The sequence below is a fragment of the Streptomyces sulfonofaciens genome (genome assembly GCF_014656295.1).
GTDB lineage: Bacteria > Actinomycetota > Actinomycetes > Streptomycetales > Streptomycetaceae > Streptomyces > Streptomyces sulfonofaciens.
This window is the reverse complement of the sequence record NZ_BNCD01000029.1, coordinates 45,017-61,480: the sequence shown is the minus strand read 5'-3', so window position 1 is coordinate 61,480 and position 16,464 is coordinate 45,017. Positions and strand designations below refer to the sequence as shown.

Sequence of the window (16,464 nt, the reverse complement as noted above, 5' to 3'; positions counted from 1 at the left end):
GGAGGCCACCCATGCGAGTTCTCGGTGTCAACGCCCTCTTCCACGATCCGGCCGCCGCACTGGTCATCGACGGGCAGACGGTGGCGGCCGCGGAGGAGGAGCGCTTCAGCCGCCGCAAGCACGGCAAGCGCCCCGTGCCCTTCGCCGCCTGGGAGCAACCGGAACACGCCGCCCGTTGGTGCCTGCGCCACGCGGGCCTCAGCCCCGCGGACCTCGACGCGGTCGCCTACTCCTTCGACCCCCAACTCGCCCGCCCGGCCGAGCGGATGGGCCTCGACGACCCCTTCGACGACCTGCGCCTGCGCTATGCGGGTGAGGCGCCCGGCTTCCTCGCCGAGGCGCTGCCGGGGCTCGATCCCGGCAAGGTGCGCTTCGTGCCCCACCACGTGGCGCACGCGGCCTCCGCAGGGCCCGCCTCGCCGTACCCCGACTGCGCGGTCCTGGTACTGGACGGCCGTGGCGAGTGCGCCTCCCACCTCGCCGGCTACTACCGGGACCGCAAGCTGACGGTGCTGGGCACCCAGGAACTGCCCGACTCGCTGGGCCTGTTCTACGAGGACCTCACCGAGCACCTCGGCTTCCTGCGCAGCAGCGACGAGTTCAAGGTCATGGCGCTCGCCTCGTACGGCACACCACGGTTCGCCGAGCCACTGCGGCAGTACGTGCACGCCGGCGAGGACGGGGGGTTCACCGCACGCCCCGTGCCCTGGGCCCGCTTCGCCCCACCGCGTGAGCCCGGTGCCCCCTGGACGCGGGACCACGCCGACCTCGCCGCGAGCGCCCAGACCTGTCTGGAGGACGTCCTCCTCGACCTGGCCCGGTGGCTGCACCGCGCCACCGGGCAGGAGGTGCTGGCCATGGCCGGCGGTGTGGCGCTGAACTGCGTCGCCAACTCCCGGCTGCACCGGCAGGGCCCGTTCGAACGGATCTGGGTCCAGCCCGCCGCGGGCGACGCCGGCACGGCGCTCGGCGCGGCCCTGCACGTCGCCGGCGAGCGGGAGGAGACCCACCCGATGCCCGGCGCCGGACTCGGCCGCGGCTGGAGCGACGAGGAACTGCGCGGCTGGCTCGACCGGGCGAACCTGCCCTACGAACGGCCCGCCGACGTCGCGGAGGCGGTGGCGCAGGAGCTGGCGGGCGACGGGATCGTGGCCTGGTTCCAGGGCCGCGCCGAGTACGGGCCGCGGGCACTGGGCCACCGCTCGCTGCTGGCACACCCCGGACGCGCCGGGAACCTGGACAGGCTCAACGCCGTCAAGGGCCGCGAGGAGTTCAGGCCCGTCGCGCCCATGGTCCTCGCCGACCGTGCGGCAGACCTCTTCGACGGGCCGCTGCCCAGCCCGTACATGCTCTTCGTCCACGAGGTCGCCCCCCGGTGGCGGGAGCGGATCCCGGCCGTGGTCCACGTCGACGGCACCGCACGCATCCAGACCGTGGACCCGGCGCGGGATGCGCTCCTGGCACGTCTGCTCACCGCCTTCGAGCGCCGCACGGGCCTCCCCGTCGTCGTCAACACCAGCCTCAACACGGCGGGCAGGCCCATGGTCGACGACCCTCGCGACGCACTGGAGTGCTTCGGCTCCGCGCCCGTGGACCTCCTCGCGCTCGGTCCCTTCACCGTCCACCGCAGGAGGGCCTTCGGATGAGTGGCGTCGATCGGCGGAAGTCCGCGCCCACCGAGTACGCCGTGGTGGTGCCCACCATCGGCCGGCCCTGCCTGGCGCAGTGCCTGCGCGCGCTCGCGGCCACCACGGGGCCGCCGCCCGAGGAGATCGTCGTCGTGGACGACCGGCCGGCGCCGCACGGCGAGCTGCCGCTTGGGGCGGCAGGGGCGCTGCGCGGCCGGATCCGGGTCCTCGCATGCGGCGGCCGGGGACCGGCCGCGGCCCGCAACATGGGGCTGCGCGCCACCGGCGCCCCCTGGGTGGTCTTCCTCGACGACGACGTCCGGGTGACACCGGGCTGGGGCGACGCGCTCGCCGCGGACCTGGCCGCCACCGACGGGCACACCGGCGGGGTGCAGGGCAGGATCCGTGTCCCGCTGCCCGTGGACCGCAGGCCCACCGACTTCGAACGCGGCACCGCGGGTCTGGAGGACGCCGCCTGGGCCACGGCCGACATGGCCTATCGGGCCGAGGCGCTCAAGGAGACCGGCGGTTTCGACGAACGCTTCCGCCGCGCATTCCGCGAGGACGCCGACCTCGCCCTGCGCATGGCGGAGGCGGGCTGGAAGCTGCGACGCGGCGAACGCGTCACGCACCATCCGGTGCGGCCCGCCGACCGCTGGGCGTCGCTGCGCGCCCAACGCGGCAACGCCGACGACGTGCTGATGACCCGGTTGCACGGTGCCGACTGGTGGAGGCGCGCCCGGGCGCCCCGCGGGCGGCTGCCCCGCCATCTGGCCGTCACCGGCACGGCCGCCCTGGCCCTGCTGCTGGCCGTCGCGGGACGGCGGGGGCCCGCGCTGGGCGCGGCGGCACTGTGGGCCGCGGGCACCGCCGAGTTCGCCCTCGCCCGCATCGCCCCGGGGCCTCGCACCGCGGACGAGATCGCGACGATGCTCTGCACCAGCGTGGCCATCCCCCCGCTCGCCGCCTGCCACTGGGCCGCCGGGCAGGCCAGGCACCGCGGCGCCGTCAGGAGGCCCCGATGACCGCGGCGAGGGGCCGCGCGCCCGGCGCCGTCCTCTTCGACCGCGACGGCACCCTCGTCGAGGACCTCCCCGGCAACGGCGATCCTGACCGGGTACGGGTCGTGCCGGGCGCGCCCGAGGCCCTGCGGCTGCTGCGCCGGCACGGTGTGCGGACCGCGGTCGTCACCAACCAGTCCGCCATCGGCCGCGGCCTGCTCAGCGTCGCCGAGGTGCGCCGCGTCAACGACCGTGTGGAGGACCTCCTCGGTCCCTTCGACACCTGGTCCGTCTGCCCGCACGATCCGGGGGCCGGCTGCCGCTGCCGCAAACCGCGGCCGGGGCTCGTGCTGGCGGCCGCCCGCAGGCTCGGCGTGCCGCCGGGCCGCTGCGTCGTCATCGGGGACATCGCCGCCGACATGCTGGCCGCGCGTGCCGCGGGCGCGCGCGGCGTGCTGGTGCCCAACGGCGCCACCCGCCCGGAGGAGATCGCGGCGGAGCCGGTCACGGCGCCCGACGTACTGACCGCCGTGCGCCGGCTGCTCGGTGCCGGGGAGCAGGGGGGTGGCGGGTGAAAGCGCTGGTGGTCCGGCTCGACAGCTTCGGCGACGTGCTCCTCGCCGGGCCCGCCGTGCGGGCCGTCGCCGAGCACGCCACCTCGGTGACGCTGCTGTGCGGCCCCCGCGGCGGGCCCGCCGCGCGGTTGCTGCCCCGCGTCGACGACGTGGTCGTGTGGGCGGCTCCGTGGGAGGGGAGCGGCGCCCCCGCGGTCGACGAGGCGGATGTCGAAGGACTCGTGGGGCGGCTGCGTGCGGGCGGCTACGACGTCGCGCTCATCCTGACCTCCTTCCACCAGAGCCCGCTGCCGACGGCGCTGCTGCTGCGGCTCGCCGGGGTGGGCCGGATCGGCGCAGACAGCACCGACCACCCCGGCAGGCTGCTCGATGTCCGGCACCGGCGGCTGCCCGGCCGCCACGAGGTCCGGGCGGCCCTCGACACCGCGGCGGCGCTCGGCTTCGCACCGGCTCCCGGCGACGACGGCCGGCTGCGCGTGGTGCCGACGCCGGGCACCGGCGCGCTGACCGGCAACGGGCCCTACGTGGTGGTGCACCCCGGTGCCAGCGCTCCCGCGCGCACCTGGGACCCGGACCGCTGGGCCGAGGCCGTGACCGCGCTCGCCGACGCGGGCCACCGCGTGGTGGTGACCGGCGGCGGGGGAGAGAGGGAACTGACCCGGCGGGTCAGCGGTGCGGCGGGCGTGGACCTCGGGGGCCGGACGGATCCGCGCTCCCTCGCCGGGGTGCTGCGCGCGGCGGACGCCGTGGTGTGCGGCAACACCGGGCCCGCGCACCTCGCGGCGGCCGTCGGCACCCCCGTCGTCTCCCTGTTCTCGCCGGTCGTGCCCGCCGAGCGCTGGGCGCCGTGGGGCGTGCCCGTCGTCCTGCTCGGCGACCAGCGGGCGCCGTGTGCGGGCAGCCGCGCCCGGCACTGCCCGGTCCCCGGCCACCCCTGCCTGAACCAGATCACCACGCACGACGTGGTCCTCGCGGTGCGCAAGCTGCTGAAGGAGAGCGCATGAACATCCTCATCTGGCACGTGCACGGCTCCTGGACAACCTCGTTCGTGCAGGGGCCCCACACCTTCCACGTGCCCGTGACCGAGGACCGGGGCCCCGACGGCCTGGGCCGCGCCAGGACCTGGCGGTGGCCCGCGTCGGTGTGCGAGAGCACCCCCCGGCGGCTGCGCGGGACCGAGCTCGATCTGATCGTCCTCCAGCGGCCGCACGAGCTCGAACTCGCCCACCGGTGGACCGGCCGCCGCCCGGGCCGGGACGTGCCCGCGGTCTACGTCGAACACAACAGCCCTCACGAGAGCCCCGACGGCACCCGCCACCCGCTCGCCGACCGCGACGACATCACGCTCGTGCACGTCACCCACTTCAACCGGCTGATGTGGGACAGCGGGCGGGCCCCCACGGCCGTCGTGGAGCACGGCATCGTCGACCCGGGACCGCTGTGGAGCGGGCAGGAGCCCCGCGCCGCCGTCGTCGTCAACGAACCGGTGCGCAGGAACCGCACCACCGGCACCGACCTCCTGCCCCGCTTCGCGCGGACGGCTCCGCTCGACGTCTTCGGCATGGGCACCGAGGGCCTCGCCGAGCACCTCGGCCTCGACCCGGAGCGCTGCCGCAGCCGGGACCTGCCGCAGCGGCGGCTGCACCGGGCGATGGCCCGCTGCCGGCTGTACCTGCACCCCGTCCGCTGGACCTCCCTCGGCCTCTCGCTGCTGGAGGCGATGTTCCTGGGCATGCCCGTCGTCGCGCTCGACACCACGGAGGTCGCGCAGGCCGTTCCCGACGGCGCCGGGGTGGTCTCCAACCGCTTCGACGTGCTCGAAACCGCCGTACGGGACCTGCTGGAGGACCGGTGGTACGCGGAGCACGCCGGGCGGCTGGCCCGGGCGGCGGCACAGGCACGCTACGGGCTGCCGCGCTTCCTGCACGACTGGGAACTGCTGATGAAAGAGGTCACGCGATGAAGCACACGCCCGCCGCCGCCGGACACATCGCCATGGTCTCCGAGCACGCCAGTCCGCTGGCGGCGCTGGGTGGCCCCGACGCGGGCGGCCAGAACGTGTACGTCGCCGAGCTGGCCGGACGACTGGCCCGCCGGGGCCACCGGGTCACCGTGTACACCCGTCGCGACGGTCCGGACCTGCCGAGCCGGGTGCGGACCCGGGACGGGGTCCTCGTCGTCCATGTGCCGGCCGGGCCGCCGGGGCCGGTGCCGAAGGACGAACTGCTGCCCTGCATCCCGGAGTTCGGCGCCTTCCTCGCCGCGTGCTGGGCCGCAGAACCGCCGGACGTGGTGCACGCGCACTTCTGGATGTCCGGCATGGCGGCGCTGGCGGGGGTGCCCCGCCCCGGGGTACCCGTCGTGCAGACCTACCACGCCCTCGGCACGGTCAAGAAGCGCCATCAGAAAGCCGCGGACACCAGCCCGCCCGAGCGCGCGCGCATCGAACGGGCCATCGGCCGCGAGGTCTCCACGGTGGTGGCCACCTGCGCGGAGGAGGTCCTCGAACTCACCGCCATGGGCGTGCCGCGCGAGCGCATCCGCGTGGTGCCGTGCGGGGTGGACACCGACCACTTCGCCCCCGTGCCCGGTGCGGCGCGGCCCGCGTCGGCACCGCGGCGCCTGCTGGCCGTCGGCCGGCTCGTCCCGCGCAAGGGCTTCGACCGAGCCATCCGGGCGCTGGCCGACATCCCCGGCGCCGAACTCCTCATCGCGGGCGGGCCGGAGCAGGCCCTGCTCTTCGCCGACCCCGAGGCGGAGCGGCTGCGCAAGATCGCCGAGGAGTACGGCGTGGCCGACCGTGTCACGCTCGTCGGCGGTGTCTCCCGCGACGACATGCCCCGCCTGATGTCGGGGGCGGACCTGGTGCTTTCCACCCCGCGCTACGAACCGTTCGGCATCGTGCCGATCGAGGCGATGGCGTGCCGCACGCCCGTCGTGGCCACCGCGGTGGGCGGCCAGCTCGACACGGTCGTGCACGGTGTCACCGGGGCGCTGGTGCCCGCTGGTGAGGGACCGGAGCTCAGCGCCGTCGTCCGGGAGCTCCTCGCGGACCGCGGACGGTTGGCGCGGCTCGGCGAGGCCGGCAGGGAACGCGTCCTCGCCCGGTACACCTGGGACCGTGTCACCGACGGTGTGGCACGCGTCTACGAGGGGCTACGCTCCGCCCCGTCGCTCTCGGGAGGCGCACGATGACCCTCGCCACCGCAGGCACCCACTGCGACCAGCTCATGGACGCGCTCGTCCGGTTCCGGGGCACCTCCGCGACCGCCGAGCGGTGGGGCCGGGAGCTGGCCCACCGGCTGAGCGGCGGCGCCCGGCTGCTGGCCGCGGGCAACGGCGGCAGCGCCGCCCAGGCACAGCACCTGACCGCGGAACTGGTCGGCCGCTACCGCGACGAGAGGCCGCCGTTCTCCGCGCTCGCCCTGCACGCCGACACGTCCGCGACCACGGCCATCGCCAACGACTACGGCGTGCGGGAGGTCTTCGCACGCCAGACCCGGGCCCACGGCCGCCCGGGTGACGTCCTGGTGCTGCTGTCCACCAGCGGCGCCAGCCCCAACCTGCTGGCGGCGGCGGCCGAGGCCCGGCGGATCGGCATGGCGGTGTGGGCGCTCACCGGGCCGGGGCCGAACCCGCTGGCGGCGGCCGGCGACGAGGTGCTGTGCGTGGCCGCACCGGCCCCCGCGACCGTCCAGGAACTGCACCTGGTGGCCGTCCACATGCTCTGCGAGTCCTTCGACGCCGCGCTCGACGCCGCGGGCGGTGTGCCCGGCCGGCCGGATCCCGGGGCGCGGTCCCGGGTGCGGGGAGGTGGCCTGTGAGGACCCCCCTGCTCGTGGTGGGGGACGCGCTGCTCGACCACGACGCGTTCGGCCGGGTGGCACGGCTCGCCCCCGACGCGCCCGTTCCGGTGCTGAGCGACCAGCACCGGGTGACCCGGCCCGGTGGCGCGGCGCTCGCCGCCCGGCTCGCCGCCGCCGACGGGCGCGAGGTCACCCTGGTCACCGCGCTCGGCGACGACGAGTCGAGCGCCCAGGTGCGGCGGCTGCTCACCGGGTCGGTGCGCGTGGTGGCGCTCCCTCTGGCGGGCAGGCTGCCCGCCAAGACCCGGTTCATCGCCGACGGGCGCCCCCTGCTGCGGCTGGACGACGGGGACGGACGGGCCGCCGCGGCCACCGAGGCGGCCGCGGAAGCCGTCGCCCGGGCGTCGGCGGTGCTCGTCTCCGACTACGGCCGGGGCACCGCCGACGCCCTGCGCGACGCGCTCGCCGAGGCCGCGGCGAGGGTCCCCGTCGTGTGGGACCCGCATGTGCGCGGCGGCCCGCCCGTCCGCGGCGTCCGGCTCGCCACCCCGTCCGCCGCCGAGGCGCACGCCCTGGCCCCCTCCCGGGGCCCTGGGCCCGGGCATCCCGACGGGTCGCTGCGCGCCGTGGTGCGGCACGCCACCGAACTGGTGCGCGCCTGGGGAGTCACGACGGTCGCCGTGACGCTCGGCGAACGCGGCGCCCTGCTGTCCCACGGCGATGCGCCCCTGTTCGTGCCCGCGCCCTGGCAGGCGGCGGGCGACCCGTGCGGGGCGGGGGACCGGTTCGCGGCGAGCGCCGCCGGACTGCTCGCCGACGAGGCCCTGCCGGACGACGCGGTGCAGGGCGCGGTCCTCGCCGCCGCCCGGTATGTGTCCGAGGGAGGCGTCCACGCGCTCGGCGACCTCGACCGGCCGCGCGAGACGGGGCCGGGACCCGTCGAGGACGCGGCGGCCACCGTGGCGAGGGTGCGCGCCGCGGGCGGCACCGTGGTCGCCGCCGGAGGGTGCTTCGACCTGCTCCACGCCGGGCACGTGGCGCTGCTCCAGGCGGCCCGCCGCACCGGCGACTGCCTCGTGGTGTGCCTGAACTCCGACGCCTCCGTACGGCGCCGCAAGGGCACCGGGCGCCCCCTGGTGCCCGCCGCCGATCGCGAACGGGTGCTGCGCGCACTGGCCTGCGTCGATGCCGTCGCCGTCTTCGACGAGGACACCCCCGAGCGCCTGCTGGCCGAACTGCGCCCCGACATCTGGGCCAAGGGCGGGGACTACGGCAGGACCGAGCTGCCGGAAGCCGCGCTGCTGGAGAGCTGGGGCGGCCAGGTGATCCTGCTTCCCTACCTGGACGGCCGCTCCACCACCGCACTGGCCCGCTCGGCCGCGGGCGGGGCGCCGACCGGGCCGGGCCCGGCGGGCCCCGCCGCCGTACGGGTCGCGCAGATGAAGGGGTGAACCATGCGGCTCCGCACGACGACACCCGGCGCCACGCCACCGCACACGCCGTCCCTGCTGGTGCTGCGCGCCCTCGGCCTCGGCGACCTGCTCGCCGGCGTGCCCGCGCTGCGCGCGGTCCGCCGCGCCTTCCCCGGCCACGAACTCGTGCTGGCCGCCCCGGCGGCCCTGCGCGACGCGGCCGCGGCGACCCGGTGCGTCGACACGTTCCTGCCGACCCGGGCTCCCGGGCGTGCCGTACCGTCGCTGGCCGCCTGGCGCGGCCCGCCGCCGGACCTCGCCATCGACCTGCACGGCAACGGTGCGCAGAGCCATGACGCGCTCGCCGCCCTGGCACCCCGCCGACTGTGGTCGTTCGCCCGGCCAGGACTGCCTGAGTCCGCGGCACCCCGCTGGCGGGCCGACGAGCACGAACGGGCCCGGTGGTGCCGCTTCCTGCGCGCGTACGGCATCGCCGCCGACCCCGGCGAGCTGCGGCTGCCGCCGCCCGCGACGCACTCGCCGGCGCCGGGAGCCGTGGTGGTCCACCCCGGGGCCGACGCGCCCGCACGGTGCTGGCCCGCCATCCGCTACGCCCAGGTGGTCCGCCGGCTGCGGGCCCGGGGCCACCGGGTGGTGCTCACGGGCGGCCCCGGCGAGCGGGCCCTGCTCTCGGCCGTCGCGTCCCGCGCCGGTGTCGGGCCCCGTGACGTGTTCGCCGGCCGACTGCCCTTCGCCACCCTCTCCGCGCTGCTCGCCCACGCCGTGCTCCTCGTCAGCGGCGACACCGGCCCCGCACACCTCGCCTACGCCCACGGCACCGCGTCCGTCACCCTGTTCGGCCCGGTGCCACCGAGCCGGTGGGGCCCGCCGCCGGGACCGCACGTCGCGCTCTGGCACCCCGGGCCGCCCGGCGACCCGCACGCCACGGCCCCCGATCCGCTGCTGCTGCGCATCTCGGTGCACGAGGTGGTCGACGCGGCCCTGCGGCTGGTCACACCGGCCCCCTGCCCCCTTCGCACACCACAGGGACGAGTGCATGTCAGGTAACCCCGCGGACGAGCGCGTCACGGTCGCCGTGATCACCCGCGACCGCCGTGACAGCCTGCTGCGCACCCTGGACCGGCTGGCGGAACTCCCCGACAGGCCGGGCGTCGTGGTCGTGGACAACGGCTCCACCGACGGCACCGCCTCCGCGGTGCGCGCCCACCCCGCCCGGGCGCGGCTGCTGAGCCCGGGACGCAACACGGGCGCCCTGGGCCGGAACCTGGCGGTACGGGCGGCCACCACCCCCTACGTCGCCTTCAGCGACGACGACTCGTGGTGGGCGCCTGGGGCGCTCTCCGCGGCCGCCGACCTGCTGGACGCCCACCCCCGGCTCGGGCTGCTCGCGGCCCGTGTCCTCGTCGGCCCCGACGCCGTCGAGGATCCGCTGAACGCGCTGCTCGCCGCGTCCCCGCTGCCGCCCGAGCCCGACCTGCCCGGACGGCCCGTGCTCGGCTTCCTCGGGTGCGCCGCGGTGACCCGTCGCCGCGCTTTCCTCGGGGTGGGCGGCTACCACCCCGTGCTCTTCTTCGGCGCGGAGGAGACCCTCCTCGCCTACGACCTCCGCGCGGCGGACTGGGGCGTGACGTACGTACCGGCCGTCACCGCGCACCACCGGCCCGCCCCCGGGCCCCGCCGCGGCCGCTCGCCCCTGCTGCTGCGCAACGCGCTGCTCACCGCCTGGCTGCGGCGCCCCCTCGATCTCGCCCTGTGCCGTACCGCGGAGCTGGCGAGGTCGGCGGCACGCGGCGAACCGGCGGCCGCCCGCGCCCTGGCCGGCACCCTGCCCAGACTCCCCGGCGCACTCGCCGGGCGCAGGCTCCTGCCGCCCGGCACCGAACACGCGGTGCGGCTGGTGGAGCACGCGCAGCGGAGCCCGCGATGACCGGCCGCCGGGACGACCGCGTCACCGTGGTCGTCATCACCCACGAGCGCAAACCCGAGCTCCTGCGCACCCTGCGGCTGCTGCGCCGGCTACCGGAGCGCCCGCGGGTCATCGTCACCGACAACGGGTCACGGGACGGCACGGCACAGGCCGTCGCGGCCCGGTTCCCCGAGGTGGAGCTGCTGTGCCCGGGCCGCAACCTGGGAGCGGTCGGCCGCAATCTCGCGGTGCGCCGGGTCCGCACACCGTACGTCGCCTTCTGCGACGACGACACCTGGTGGGAGCCCGGTTCGCTGCGGCGGGCCGCGGATCTGCTCGACGCGCGGCCGGGCCTCGCCGCCGTCACGGCCCGCATCGTCGTCGAGCCCTCCGGCGCGGAGGACCCCGTCGTGGCGGAGCTGCGCGACTCCCCGCTCGCGGGGCCCGCGTGGCTGCCGGGGCCCGCGCTCGGCTCCTTCCTCGCCGCCGCGACCGTGATGCGCACCGACGCCTTCCGGCGGGCCGGCGGGTTCCACCCGGGGCTGTGGCTGGGCGGCGAGGAGGAACTGCTGGCCACCGACCTGCTGCGGGACGGCTGGTGGCTGAGCTACGCGCCCGGCCTCACGATCCACCACGCCGCGTCGCGCAGCCGTGACAGCACGGCACGGCGCGTGCTCGGCCTGCGCAACACCCTGTGGTTCACCTGGCTGCGCCGGCCCCTGGTGCCCGCGCTGCGCCGCACCGCGCACCTGCTGTGCACGGTGCCGCGCGACGGGGCCTCGGCGCGCGCGGTGCTGGGCGCTGCCGCGGGCCTGCCCTGGGTCCTGCGGCAGCGGGCCCCGGTTCCGCCGGAACTGGAGGCCCGGCTGGCGGCGCTGGAGCGGGCCCGACGAGGTTCTCCGGCACGGCGGTACGTCGGCTGACGCCCGCGTGGGCCGGCGTCTTCGCAGGGTGTGCACGGGGACGGGAAGGAGCGACCATGCGGGACCCCGCCCTCCGACTGCTCGACGAGCTACGGCCGTCCTGCGAGGGGTCGCGGCTGCTGCTGACGGGCTGGTTCAGCTTCCTGGACGGCGAGGCGACGGCCGGGGACGTGCTGGCGCAGCGACAGGTCTCGGCGACGCTGGAGCGGTCGGGCATCGGGCACGACACGGCGTGGAGCCCGGGCTTCAGGCCGGGGGGCAGGTCACTGGAGGAGGCGGACCCCTCGGCCTACGACCGGCTGCTCTTCGTGTGCGGGCCCGTCCACGGCGATCAGCTCGTCCGGCTGCACGACCGTTTCGCGTCATGCCGCCGGTACGCGTGGGGCGTCACCGTGGTCGATCCGGGCGACCCCGCCGTCACGGGCTTCCACCGGGTGGTGGCCCGGGACGGAACGGCGTCGCCGCCGCTTCGCGATCTGTCCGCCACCGCACCGCTCGGCTGCGAGCCTCCGGTGGTCGCCGTGGTCCTGACCGAGGGGCAGGGCGAGTACGGGGCGCGGCGGCGGCACGCCGAACTCGACCGGACCCTGACCGAGTGGATCGGCCGCACGGACTGCTCGCGCGTCGAACTCGACACCCGGCTGGCCCTGGACTGGCGGCACTGCGCGACACCGGAGCAGTACATGGCCCTGGCCAGACGGATGGACGTCGTCCTCACCACCCGGCTGCACGGCATGGTGCTGGCCCTGCGGGCCGGCACGCCCGCGCTGGCCGTGGACCCCGTCCAGGGCGGCGCCAAGGTCTCGGCCCAGGCTCGCGCCCTGCGCTGGCCCGCCGTGCTGGGCGCCGAGGAGGCGACCCCGGCAGCGCTGGAGACATGGTGGTCCTGGTGCCTGTCCCCGGCCGGGCGGGCGGCCGCCGGGCGCCGCGCCCGCCTGATGCACCGGGAAGGCGGGCGGGCGGCGGCGTACCCGTCCTGAGACGACGGGGCAGCGCCGCACCGCCTTCGCCGGGCCCGCGGCCGGAGTCCCGCGGCGGTCCCCGCCCGTGTCAGCGTGTGCGGGCCGGGCCCGTGTTTGCGTGGGTGGGCCCGCTGCGTGGGCCTGCGGTCCGCCCCGCGCGGCGTTGTCGGGACGACGGGCGTCGGCGGTGTCGCACAGGGCGCCTCCTCGGGCACGACGGGTCACCGGTGGCATCCGGTGAGCCCCCGCTGTGGGGAAGACCACAGGCGGCCCAACCTCCCTGGGGCAGGTGGGCCTTGGCGCCGGTGCACGGCGCGGGACGGGTACCGGGGACGTCGTACGGGCAGCGGGTCTGCCAGGGTGGAGTGCGCCGCCGACGCCACCGTGCCGCCGCCCCGCAGACGACCGGAGTCCCCTGCCCGTGCCCCTCGCCCCGGCGGCGCGCCCACGCCATGAGGTCATCTCCCTTGCCCCCTCCTGCCAAGTTCCGCTCCGCCCCGGGCCGGCACGCCGACCGTGCTCCCTGGCGGTGCCTGCGCCACCCCGGCATGCGGTGGTGGTCCACGGCGAACCTCGTCTCCAACGCGGGGACGTGGATGCAGCTCACGGTGCAGAACCTCCTGGTCCTCCAGATCACCGGCTCCGCCGCCGCGACCGGGCTCTCCCTCTCCGTCCAGGCCGCGCCCGGTCTGCTGCTGGGTCTGACGGGAGGGGCGGCGGTCGACGCCTGGCCGCGCAAGCTCACCGCGGCCGTCAGCCAGGCCGGCCTCGGCCTCGTCGCCTTCGCCACGGCCGTGCTGGTGGCACTCCACCTGCTCACACTGCCCTCGCTCATGGTCCTCGCCGCGGTCACCGGTCTCATCGCCACCGTCGACGGCCCCGCCTGTGCGCTGCTGGGCAACGATCTGGTGCCGGCCAAGGACGTGCCGTCCGCCATCGCCCTGGGATCCGTCGTGCACAGCGCGGGGCGGCTGATCGGCGTCGCGCTGGCCGGAGTGGCCGTGGGGGTCTTCGGCACCGCCGCCGCCTATCTGGCCAACGGACTGTCCTTCCTCTTCGTCGCGGCCGTCATCCCCTTCCTGCGGCCCCAGGTCACCGCCCCACGTCCGCGCCCCGACCCCTCCGCGGCGCAGCGGGCTCCCCGGGGTCGGCGCCGTGCACCCAGCGCCCGCTCGCGCGACGGGCTGGCCTTCTTCCTCCGCAGGCCCCGGCTGGTCGCACTCGCGCTCGTCACGGCGGTGAGTTCCGTCTTCGGACGCAACTACGGCCTGACCCTCGCGGTCCTGGTGACCGGCCCCCTGGCCGGGGGAGCCCAGGGGTTCGGCACGGTGTCGACCGTACTGGCCGTGGGCGGCATCGCCGGCGCCGTCCTCGCGGGGCGCATGCAGCGGCCGTCGGTACGCCTGGTCGCCGTGCTCGCCGCGGCCGGGGCACTGCTCCAGGTCGCGGCCGGGCTCTCGCCCAACCTCGTCCTGCTGACCCTGCTGGTCGCCCCCATGGCCGTGGTCGAGTCGGTCTCCGACACGGCCGGTACGACCGTGCTCCAGACCGATCCGCCGGCGCACATGCGCGGCCGTGTCCTCGGGGTCTGGCGCAGTGCGAGCACCGCCTGGGGCCTGGCGGGGCCGCCGCTGCTCGGGCTGCTCATGGAGTGGGCGGGCGTCCGCGGGGCGCTGGTCGCCGGGGGCTTCCTCATCGTCGGCACGATCGGTGCCGGGGCACTGCTGCACCGCCGTCGGACGTCGCCCGGGGCGTCCGAGGCGCCGGTGCCCCCGCCGGTCCCCGGCCCCTGCACGGCCGTCGGCCGGGGACGGCAGGACGCCGACCCGGCGCCCCGCGCGGACCACCACCCGGCGCTGCCGCCCCCGGCCTCCGCGGTGCCCCGCGGCACCGCCGCGTTGACCGGCGCCGAGGTCGCCGGCCCGTAGCGGCGAAGGCATGGGCCGGGGACCGAAGGGCACTCCGGGAGGGCGAGGCAAGCCCGCAGTGCTGCGGATCCGCGGGAACGGAGAGCAGGATGACCCGGTACGTACGAGATGCCATGACAAGCCCGGCGGAGGCCGTCGGGATGCAGACCAGCGTGCGCGAGGTGGCGTCGAGGATGCGGGACAAGGGCATCGGCGCCGTCCTGGTCATGGAGGGCGAGACGCTGCGGGGCATGGTGACCGACCGTGACATCGTCGTGCGTTCCGTGGCCGACGGTGAGGACCCGGGCCACACCCCCGTGCGGGCCGTGTGCAGCGAGCGCCTGACCACGGTGTCGCCGGACGACCCGCAGGGCCGAGCCGTGGGGCTCATGCGCCGGCACGCGGTGCGCCGGCTCCCGGTGCTGGACGAGGGGCGCCCGGTGGGGATCGTGGCGCTCGGCGACCTCGCCGTGGAGCGGGACCCCGGTTCCGCGCTGGGGGAGATCAGCGCCGCGGAACCGAACACCTGACGACCGCGGGGGCGGGCCGGTGGCAGCCGGCCCGCCCCCGCCGGCTCCACGGGCCCTCCGGCCACCGCGCCCCTGCCGGGCGGTCGGCCACCGCGGGGCGGTCGGCCACCGCCAGGCCGTGCCACCTCGGGGTGTGCGGCGCAGGCACGCGCCGGATCGCCTCCTCGTCGCCCCCGGACGGAGAATCCGCTGGCCACATCGCATGGCCCCGTCCGGGGTGGATACCCGGCCGACGCGAAGAAGCCGGCCGACCCGAGGGAGGACACCATGGCGTCATTCAGCCCCGTCGACCTTCAGCAGGCACTGTCCGGTGCCGGCTACCCCGCGAACGGTGAGCAGCTTGCCGACTGCGCCCGGGAGAACGGTGCGGCCAGGGAACTCACGCAGGAGCTCGAACAGCACAAGCAGGAGCAGTTCGACGGTCCGGCAGAGGTGAGCAAGGCCATCTTCCGCGACCAGTGACGAGGCGGGCCCTGCGCCCGGCAACGCCCTGCCCGGCACCCGTCCGCGGACGGGCGCCGGGCAGGCCGGTCCGCGGGCGCGCGCCGTGCGGGCCGCTCGGCACCGTGCGGGCCCCGCGGTCGTGGGCCCGCGCGGACGCGGCGGCAGCGCGTACCCCGGGCCCCGGGGACCGGCACCACACATCGATCGAGGCGGAGGTCGTCCATGGCAAGCGGTAGTGGGAACAGCGGTCTGCGGGTGGTCGTCGTCGGCGCCACGGGCAACGTGGGCACCGCAGTCGTCGAGGCGCTGGGCGAGGACCCGGCGGTGGACTCGGTCCTCGGCCTCGCCCGTCGGGTGCCCCGGTGGTCGCCCCCGAAGACCCGGTGGGCGGGCGTCGACATCGCCCGGGTGCCGGAAGAGGCACTGGTCGACCACTTCCGCGGTGCGGACGCGGTGATCCATCTGGCCTGGCTCTTCCAGCCCACGCACGAGCCGGTGATCACATGGCGCACCAACGTACTCGGCAGCACGCGCGTGTTCGACGCGGTCGTACGGGCGGGCGTCGGGACCCTGGTGCACGCCTCCTCGGTCGGTGCCTACTCGCCGGGCCCGAAGGACAGGGCGGTGGACGAGGGATGGCCCACCCACGGCTGGCCGGACGCCGCCTACTGCCGGGAGAAGGCCTACCTGGAACGCGTGCTGGACAGCCTGGAGCGCGACCACCCGGACCTGCGTGTGGTGCGCATGCGTCCCGGCTTCATCTTCCAGCACGGCTCGGCCCCCCAGCAGCGGCGGCTGTTCGCGGGGCCGCTGGTCCCTCACACGCTGGTACGCCCGGGCACGGTGCCGGCCGTGCCCGACATCCCCGGCCTGCGTTTCCAGGTACTGCACGCGCGCGACGCCGCCGAGGCGTACCGGCTCGCCGTGGTACGGCCGGTGCGCGGGGCGTTCAACCTCGCGGCCGAGCCCGTCGTGGACCCCCGCCTGCTGTCCGAGCTCCTGCGGGCCCGCCGGGTGCCGCTGGCCGCGGGGCCCGTGCGGCTCGCCCTGTCGGCCTTCTGGCGCCTGCACCTCGTGCCCGCCTCGCCCCACCTCTTCGAGGCCGTTCTGCGTCTTCCCCTGATGGACACCCGCCGGGCGAGGGAGGAACTGGGCTGGAGCCCGCGGTACTCCTCGCGCGAGGCCCTCGGCGAGTTCCTGGCAGGGCTGCGTGCGAGGACCGGCCTGCCGACCCCGCCCCTCGCCCCGCGCCTGCCCGGGGGACGGGCGCAGGAGGTGATGACCGGCGTGGGCCGGCGCCCCTGAGCCGCCGCGCCCCGCACTGCCCTTTCGAGCAGTGCACACTGCCC

At 76.7% G+C, this 16,464-nt stretch carries 16 protein-coding genes; all 16 read left to right on the top strand.

Annotated elements, in window-relative coordinates; translation table 11 throughout:
• The first annotated feature begins 11 nt into the window (after positions 1 to 11).
• The 16 genes from IE313_RS31320 to IE313_RS31245 all read left to right on the top strand — a co-directional run bounded on the left by IE313_RS31320 (position 12) and on the right by IE313_RS31245 (position 16,420).
• Complete coding sequence (locus tag IE313_RS31320) at positions 12 to 1,646, top strand: carbamoyltransferase family protein (protein WP_189938214.1); 1,635 nt, start codon at positions 12 to 14, stop codon at positions 1,644 to 1,646.
• Positions 1,643 to 2,653: a glycosyltransferase family 2 protein gene (locus IE313_RS31315; RefSeq protein ID WP_189938212.1), complete on the top strand. Its 1,011-nt coding sequence runs from the start codon at positions 1,643 to 1,645 to the stop codon at positions 2,651 to 2,653. Before IE313_RS31320 ends, IE313_RS31315 begins: the two co-directional genes overlap by 4 nt.
• The gene (locus tag IE313_RS31310; protein WP_189938210.1) at positions 2,650 to 3,204 is read left to right on the top strand and encodes a D-glycero-alpha-D-manno-heptose-1,7-bisphosphate 7-phosphatase; all 555 of its coding nucleotides are present in this window, start codon (positions 2,650 to 2,652) and stop codon (positions 3,202 to 3,204) included. Before IE313_RS31315 ends, IE313_RS31310 begins: the two co-directional genes overlap by 4 nt.
• Positions 3,201 to 4,208: a glycosyltransferase family 9 protein gene (locus IE313_RS31305; RefSeq protein ID WP_189938208.1), complete on the top strand. Its 1,008-nt coding sequence runs from the start codon at positions 3,201 to 3,203 to the stop codon at positions 4,206 to 4,208. The genes IE313_RS31310 and IE313_RS31305 overlap by 4 nt, the downstream gene beginning before the upstream one ends.
• Complete coding sequence (locus IE313_RS31300; protein ID WP_189938206.1) at positions 4,205 to 5,167, top strand: glycosyltransferase; 963 nt, start codon at positions 4,205 to 4,207, stop codon at positions 5,165 to 5,167. Before IE313_RS31305 ends, IE313_RS31300 begins: the two co-directional genes overlap by 4 nt.
• Positions 5,164 to 6,399 (top strand): glycosyltransferase, encoded by a 1,236-nt coding sequence (locus IE313_RS31295; RefSeq protein ID WP_189938204.1) that lies wholly within the window; start codon positions 5,164 to 5,166, stop codon positions 6,397 to 6,399. Before IE313_RS31300 ends, IE313_RS31295 begins: the two co-directional genes overlap by 4 nt.
• A complete protein-coding gene (locus IE313_RS31290) occupies positions 6,396 to 7,028 on the top strand; it encodes a D-sedoheptulose-7-phosphate isomerase (protein WP_189938203.1) in 633 nt (210 codons plus the stop codon). The genes IE313_RS31295 and IE313_RS31290 overlap by 4 nt, the downstream gene beginning before the upstream one ends.
• Complete coding sequence (locus IE313_RS31285; protein ID WP_189938201.1) at positions 7,025 to 8,461, top strand: PfkB family carbohydrate kinase; 1,437 nt, start codon at positions 7,025 to 7,027, stop codon at positions 8,459 to 8,461. Before IE313_RS31290 ends, IE313_RS31285 begins: the two co-directional genes overlap by 4 nt.
• Positions 8,462 to 8,464: 3 nt before the next feature.
• The gene (locus IE313_RS31280; protein WP_189938200.1) at positions 8,465 to 9,490 is read left to right on the top strand and encodes a glycosyltransferase family 9 protein; all 1,026 of its coding nucleotides are present in this window, start codon (positions 8,465 to 8,467) and stop codon (positions 9,488 to 9,490) included.
• Positions 9,480 to 10,370 carry a glycosyltransferase family 2 protein gene (locus IE313_RS31275; RefSeq protein WP_189938199.1) on the top strand — a complete coding sequence of 297 codons (891 nt, stop codon included), beginning with the start codon at positions 9,480 to 9,482 and terminating at the stop codon, positions 10,368 to 10,370. The genes IE313_RS31280 and IE313_RS31275 overlap by 11 nt, the downstream gene beginning before the upstream one ends.
• Positions 10,367 to 11,272, top strand: a complete 906-nt coding sequence (locus IE313_RS31270; protein WP_189938198.1) for a glycosyltransferase family 2 protein — start codon at positions 10,367 to 10,369, stop codon at positions 11,270 to 11,272. The genes IE313_RS31275 and IE313_RS31270 overlap by 4 nt, the downstream gene beginning before the upstream one ends.
• Before the next feature lie 56 nt (positions 11,273 to 11,328).
• The gene (locus IE313_RS31265; protein WP_189938197.1) at positions 11,329 to 12,252 is read left to right on the top strand and encodes a polysaccharide pyruvyl transferase family protein; all 924 of its coding nucleotides are present in this window, start codon (positions 11,329 to 11,331) and stop codon (positions 12,250 to 12,252) included.
• A 530-nt stretch (positions 12,253 to 12,782) separates the two neighbouring features.
• Positions 12,783 to 14,162 (top strand): MFS transporter, encoded by a 1,380-nt coding sequence (locus IE313_RS31260; protein ID WP_373317106.1) that lies wholly within the window; start codon positions 12,783 to 12,785, stop codon positions 14,160 to 14,162.
• 89 nt (positions 14,163 to 14,251) lie between these two features.
• Positions 14,252 to 14,671: a CBS domain-containing protein gene (locus tag IE313_RS31255; protein WP_189938195.1), complete on the top strand. Its 420-nt coding sequence runs from the start codon at positions 14,252 to 14,254 to the stop codon at positions 14,669 to 14,671.
• Positions 14,672 to 14,938: 267 nt separating this feature from the next.
• The gene (locus IE313_RS31250) at positions 14,939 to 15,133 is read left to right on the top strand and encodes a DUF2795 domain-containing protein (RefSeq protein WP_189938194.1); all 195 of its coding nucleotides are present in this window, start codon (positions 14,939 to 14,941) and stop codon (positions 15,131 to 15,133) included.
• A gap of 204 nt (positions 15,134 to 15,337) precedes the next feature.
• Positions 15,338 to 16,420, top strand: a complete 1,083-nt coding sequence (locus IE313_RS31245; RefSeq protein WP_189938192.1) for an NAD-dependent epimerase/dehydratase family protein — start codon at positions 15,338 to 15,340, stop codon at positions 16,418 to 16,420.
• Positions 16,421 to 16,464: the final 44 nt, after the last annotated feature.

What these genes read in the sequence shown, in the direction of transcription:
- IE313_RS31250 (WP_189938194.1), top strand. Translation starts at nt 14,939, where the DNA reads ATGGCGTCATTCAGCCCCGTCGACCTTCAGCAGGCACTGTCCGGTGCC.
- IE313_RS31290 (WP_189938203.1), top strand. Translation starts at nt 6,396, where the DNA reads ATGACCCTCGCCACCGCAGGCACCCACTGCGACCAGCTCATGGACGCG.
- IE313_RS31265 (WP_189938197.1), top strand. Translation starts at nt 11,329, where the DNA reads ATGCGGGACCCCGCCCTCCGACTGCTCGACGAGCTACGGCCGTCCTGC.
- IE313_RS31320 (WP_189938214.1), top strand. Translation starts at nt 12, where the DNA reads ATGCGAGTTCTCGGTGTCAACGCCCTCTTCCACGATCCGGCCGCCGCA.
- IE313_RS31295 (WP_189938204.1), top strand. Translation starts at nt 5,164, where the DNA reads ATGAAGCACACGCCCGCCGCCGCCGGACACATCGCCATGGTCTCCGAG.
- IE313_RS31280 (WP_189938200.1), top strand. Translation starts at nt 8,465, where the DNA reads ATGCGGCTCCGCACGACGACACCCGGCGCCACGCCACCGCACACGCCG.
- IE313_RS31300 (WP_189938206.1), top strand. Translation starts at nt 4,205, where the DNA reads ATGAACATCCTCATCTGGCACGTGCACGGCTCCTGGACAACCTCGTTC.
- IE313_RS31275 (WP_189938199.1), top strand. Translation starts at nt 9,480, where the DNA reads ATGTCAGGTAACCCCGCGGACGAGCGCGTCACGGTCGCCGTGATCACC.
- IE313_RS31245 (WP_189938192.1), top strand. Translation starts at nt 15,338, where the DNA reads ATGGCAAGCGGTAGTGGGAACAGCGGTCTGCGGGTGGTCGTCGTCGGC.
- IE313_RS31270 (WP_189938198.1), top strand. Translation starts at nt 10,367, where the DNA reads ATGACCGGCCGCCGGGACGACCGCGTCACCGTGGTCGTCATCACCCAC.
- IE313_RS31260 (WP_373317106.1), top strand. Translation starts at nt 12,783, where the DNA reads ATGCGGTGGTGGTCCACGGCGAACCTCGTCTCCAACGCGGGGACGTGG.
- IE313_RS31310 (WP_189938210.1), top strand. Translation starts at nt 2,650, where the DNA reads ATGACCGCGGCGAGGGGCCGCGCGCCCGGCGCCGTCCTCTTCGACCGC.
- IE313_RS31315 (WP_189938212.1), top strand. Translation starts at nt 1,643, where the DNA reads ATGAGTGGCGTCGATCGGCGGAAGTCCGCGCCCACCGAGTACGCCGTG.
- IE313_RS31255 (WP_189938195.1), top strand. Translation starts at nt 14,252, where the DNA reads ATGACCCGGTACGTACGAGATGCCATGACAAGCCCGGCGGAGGCCGTC.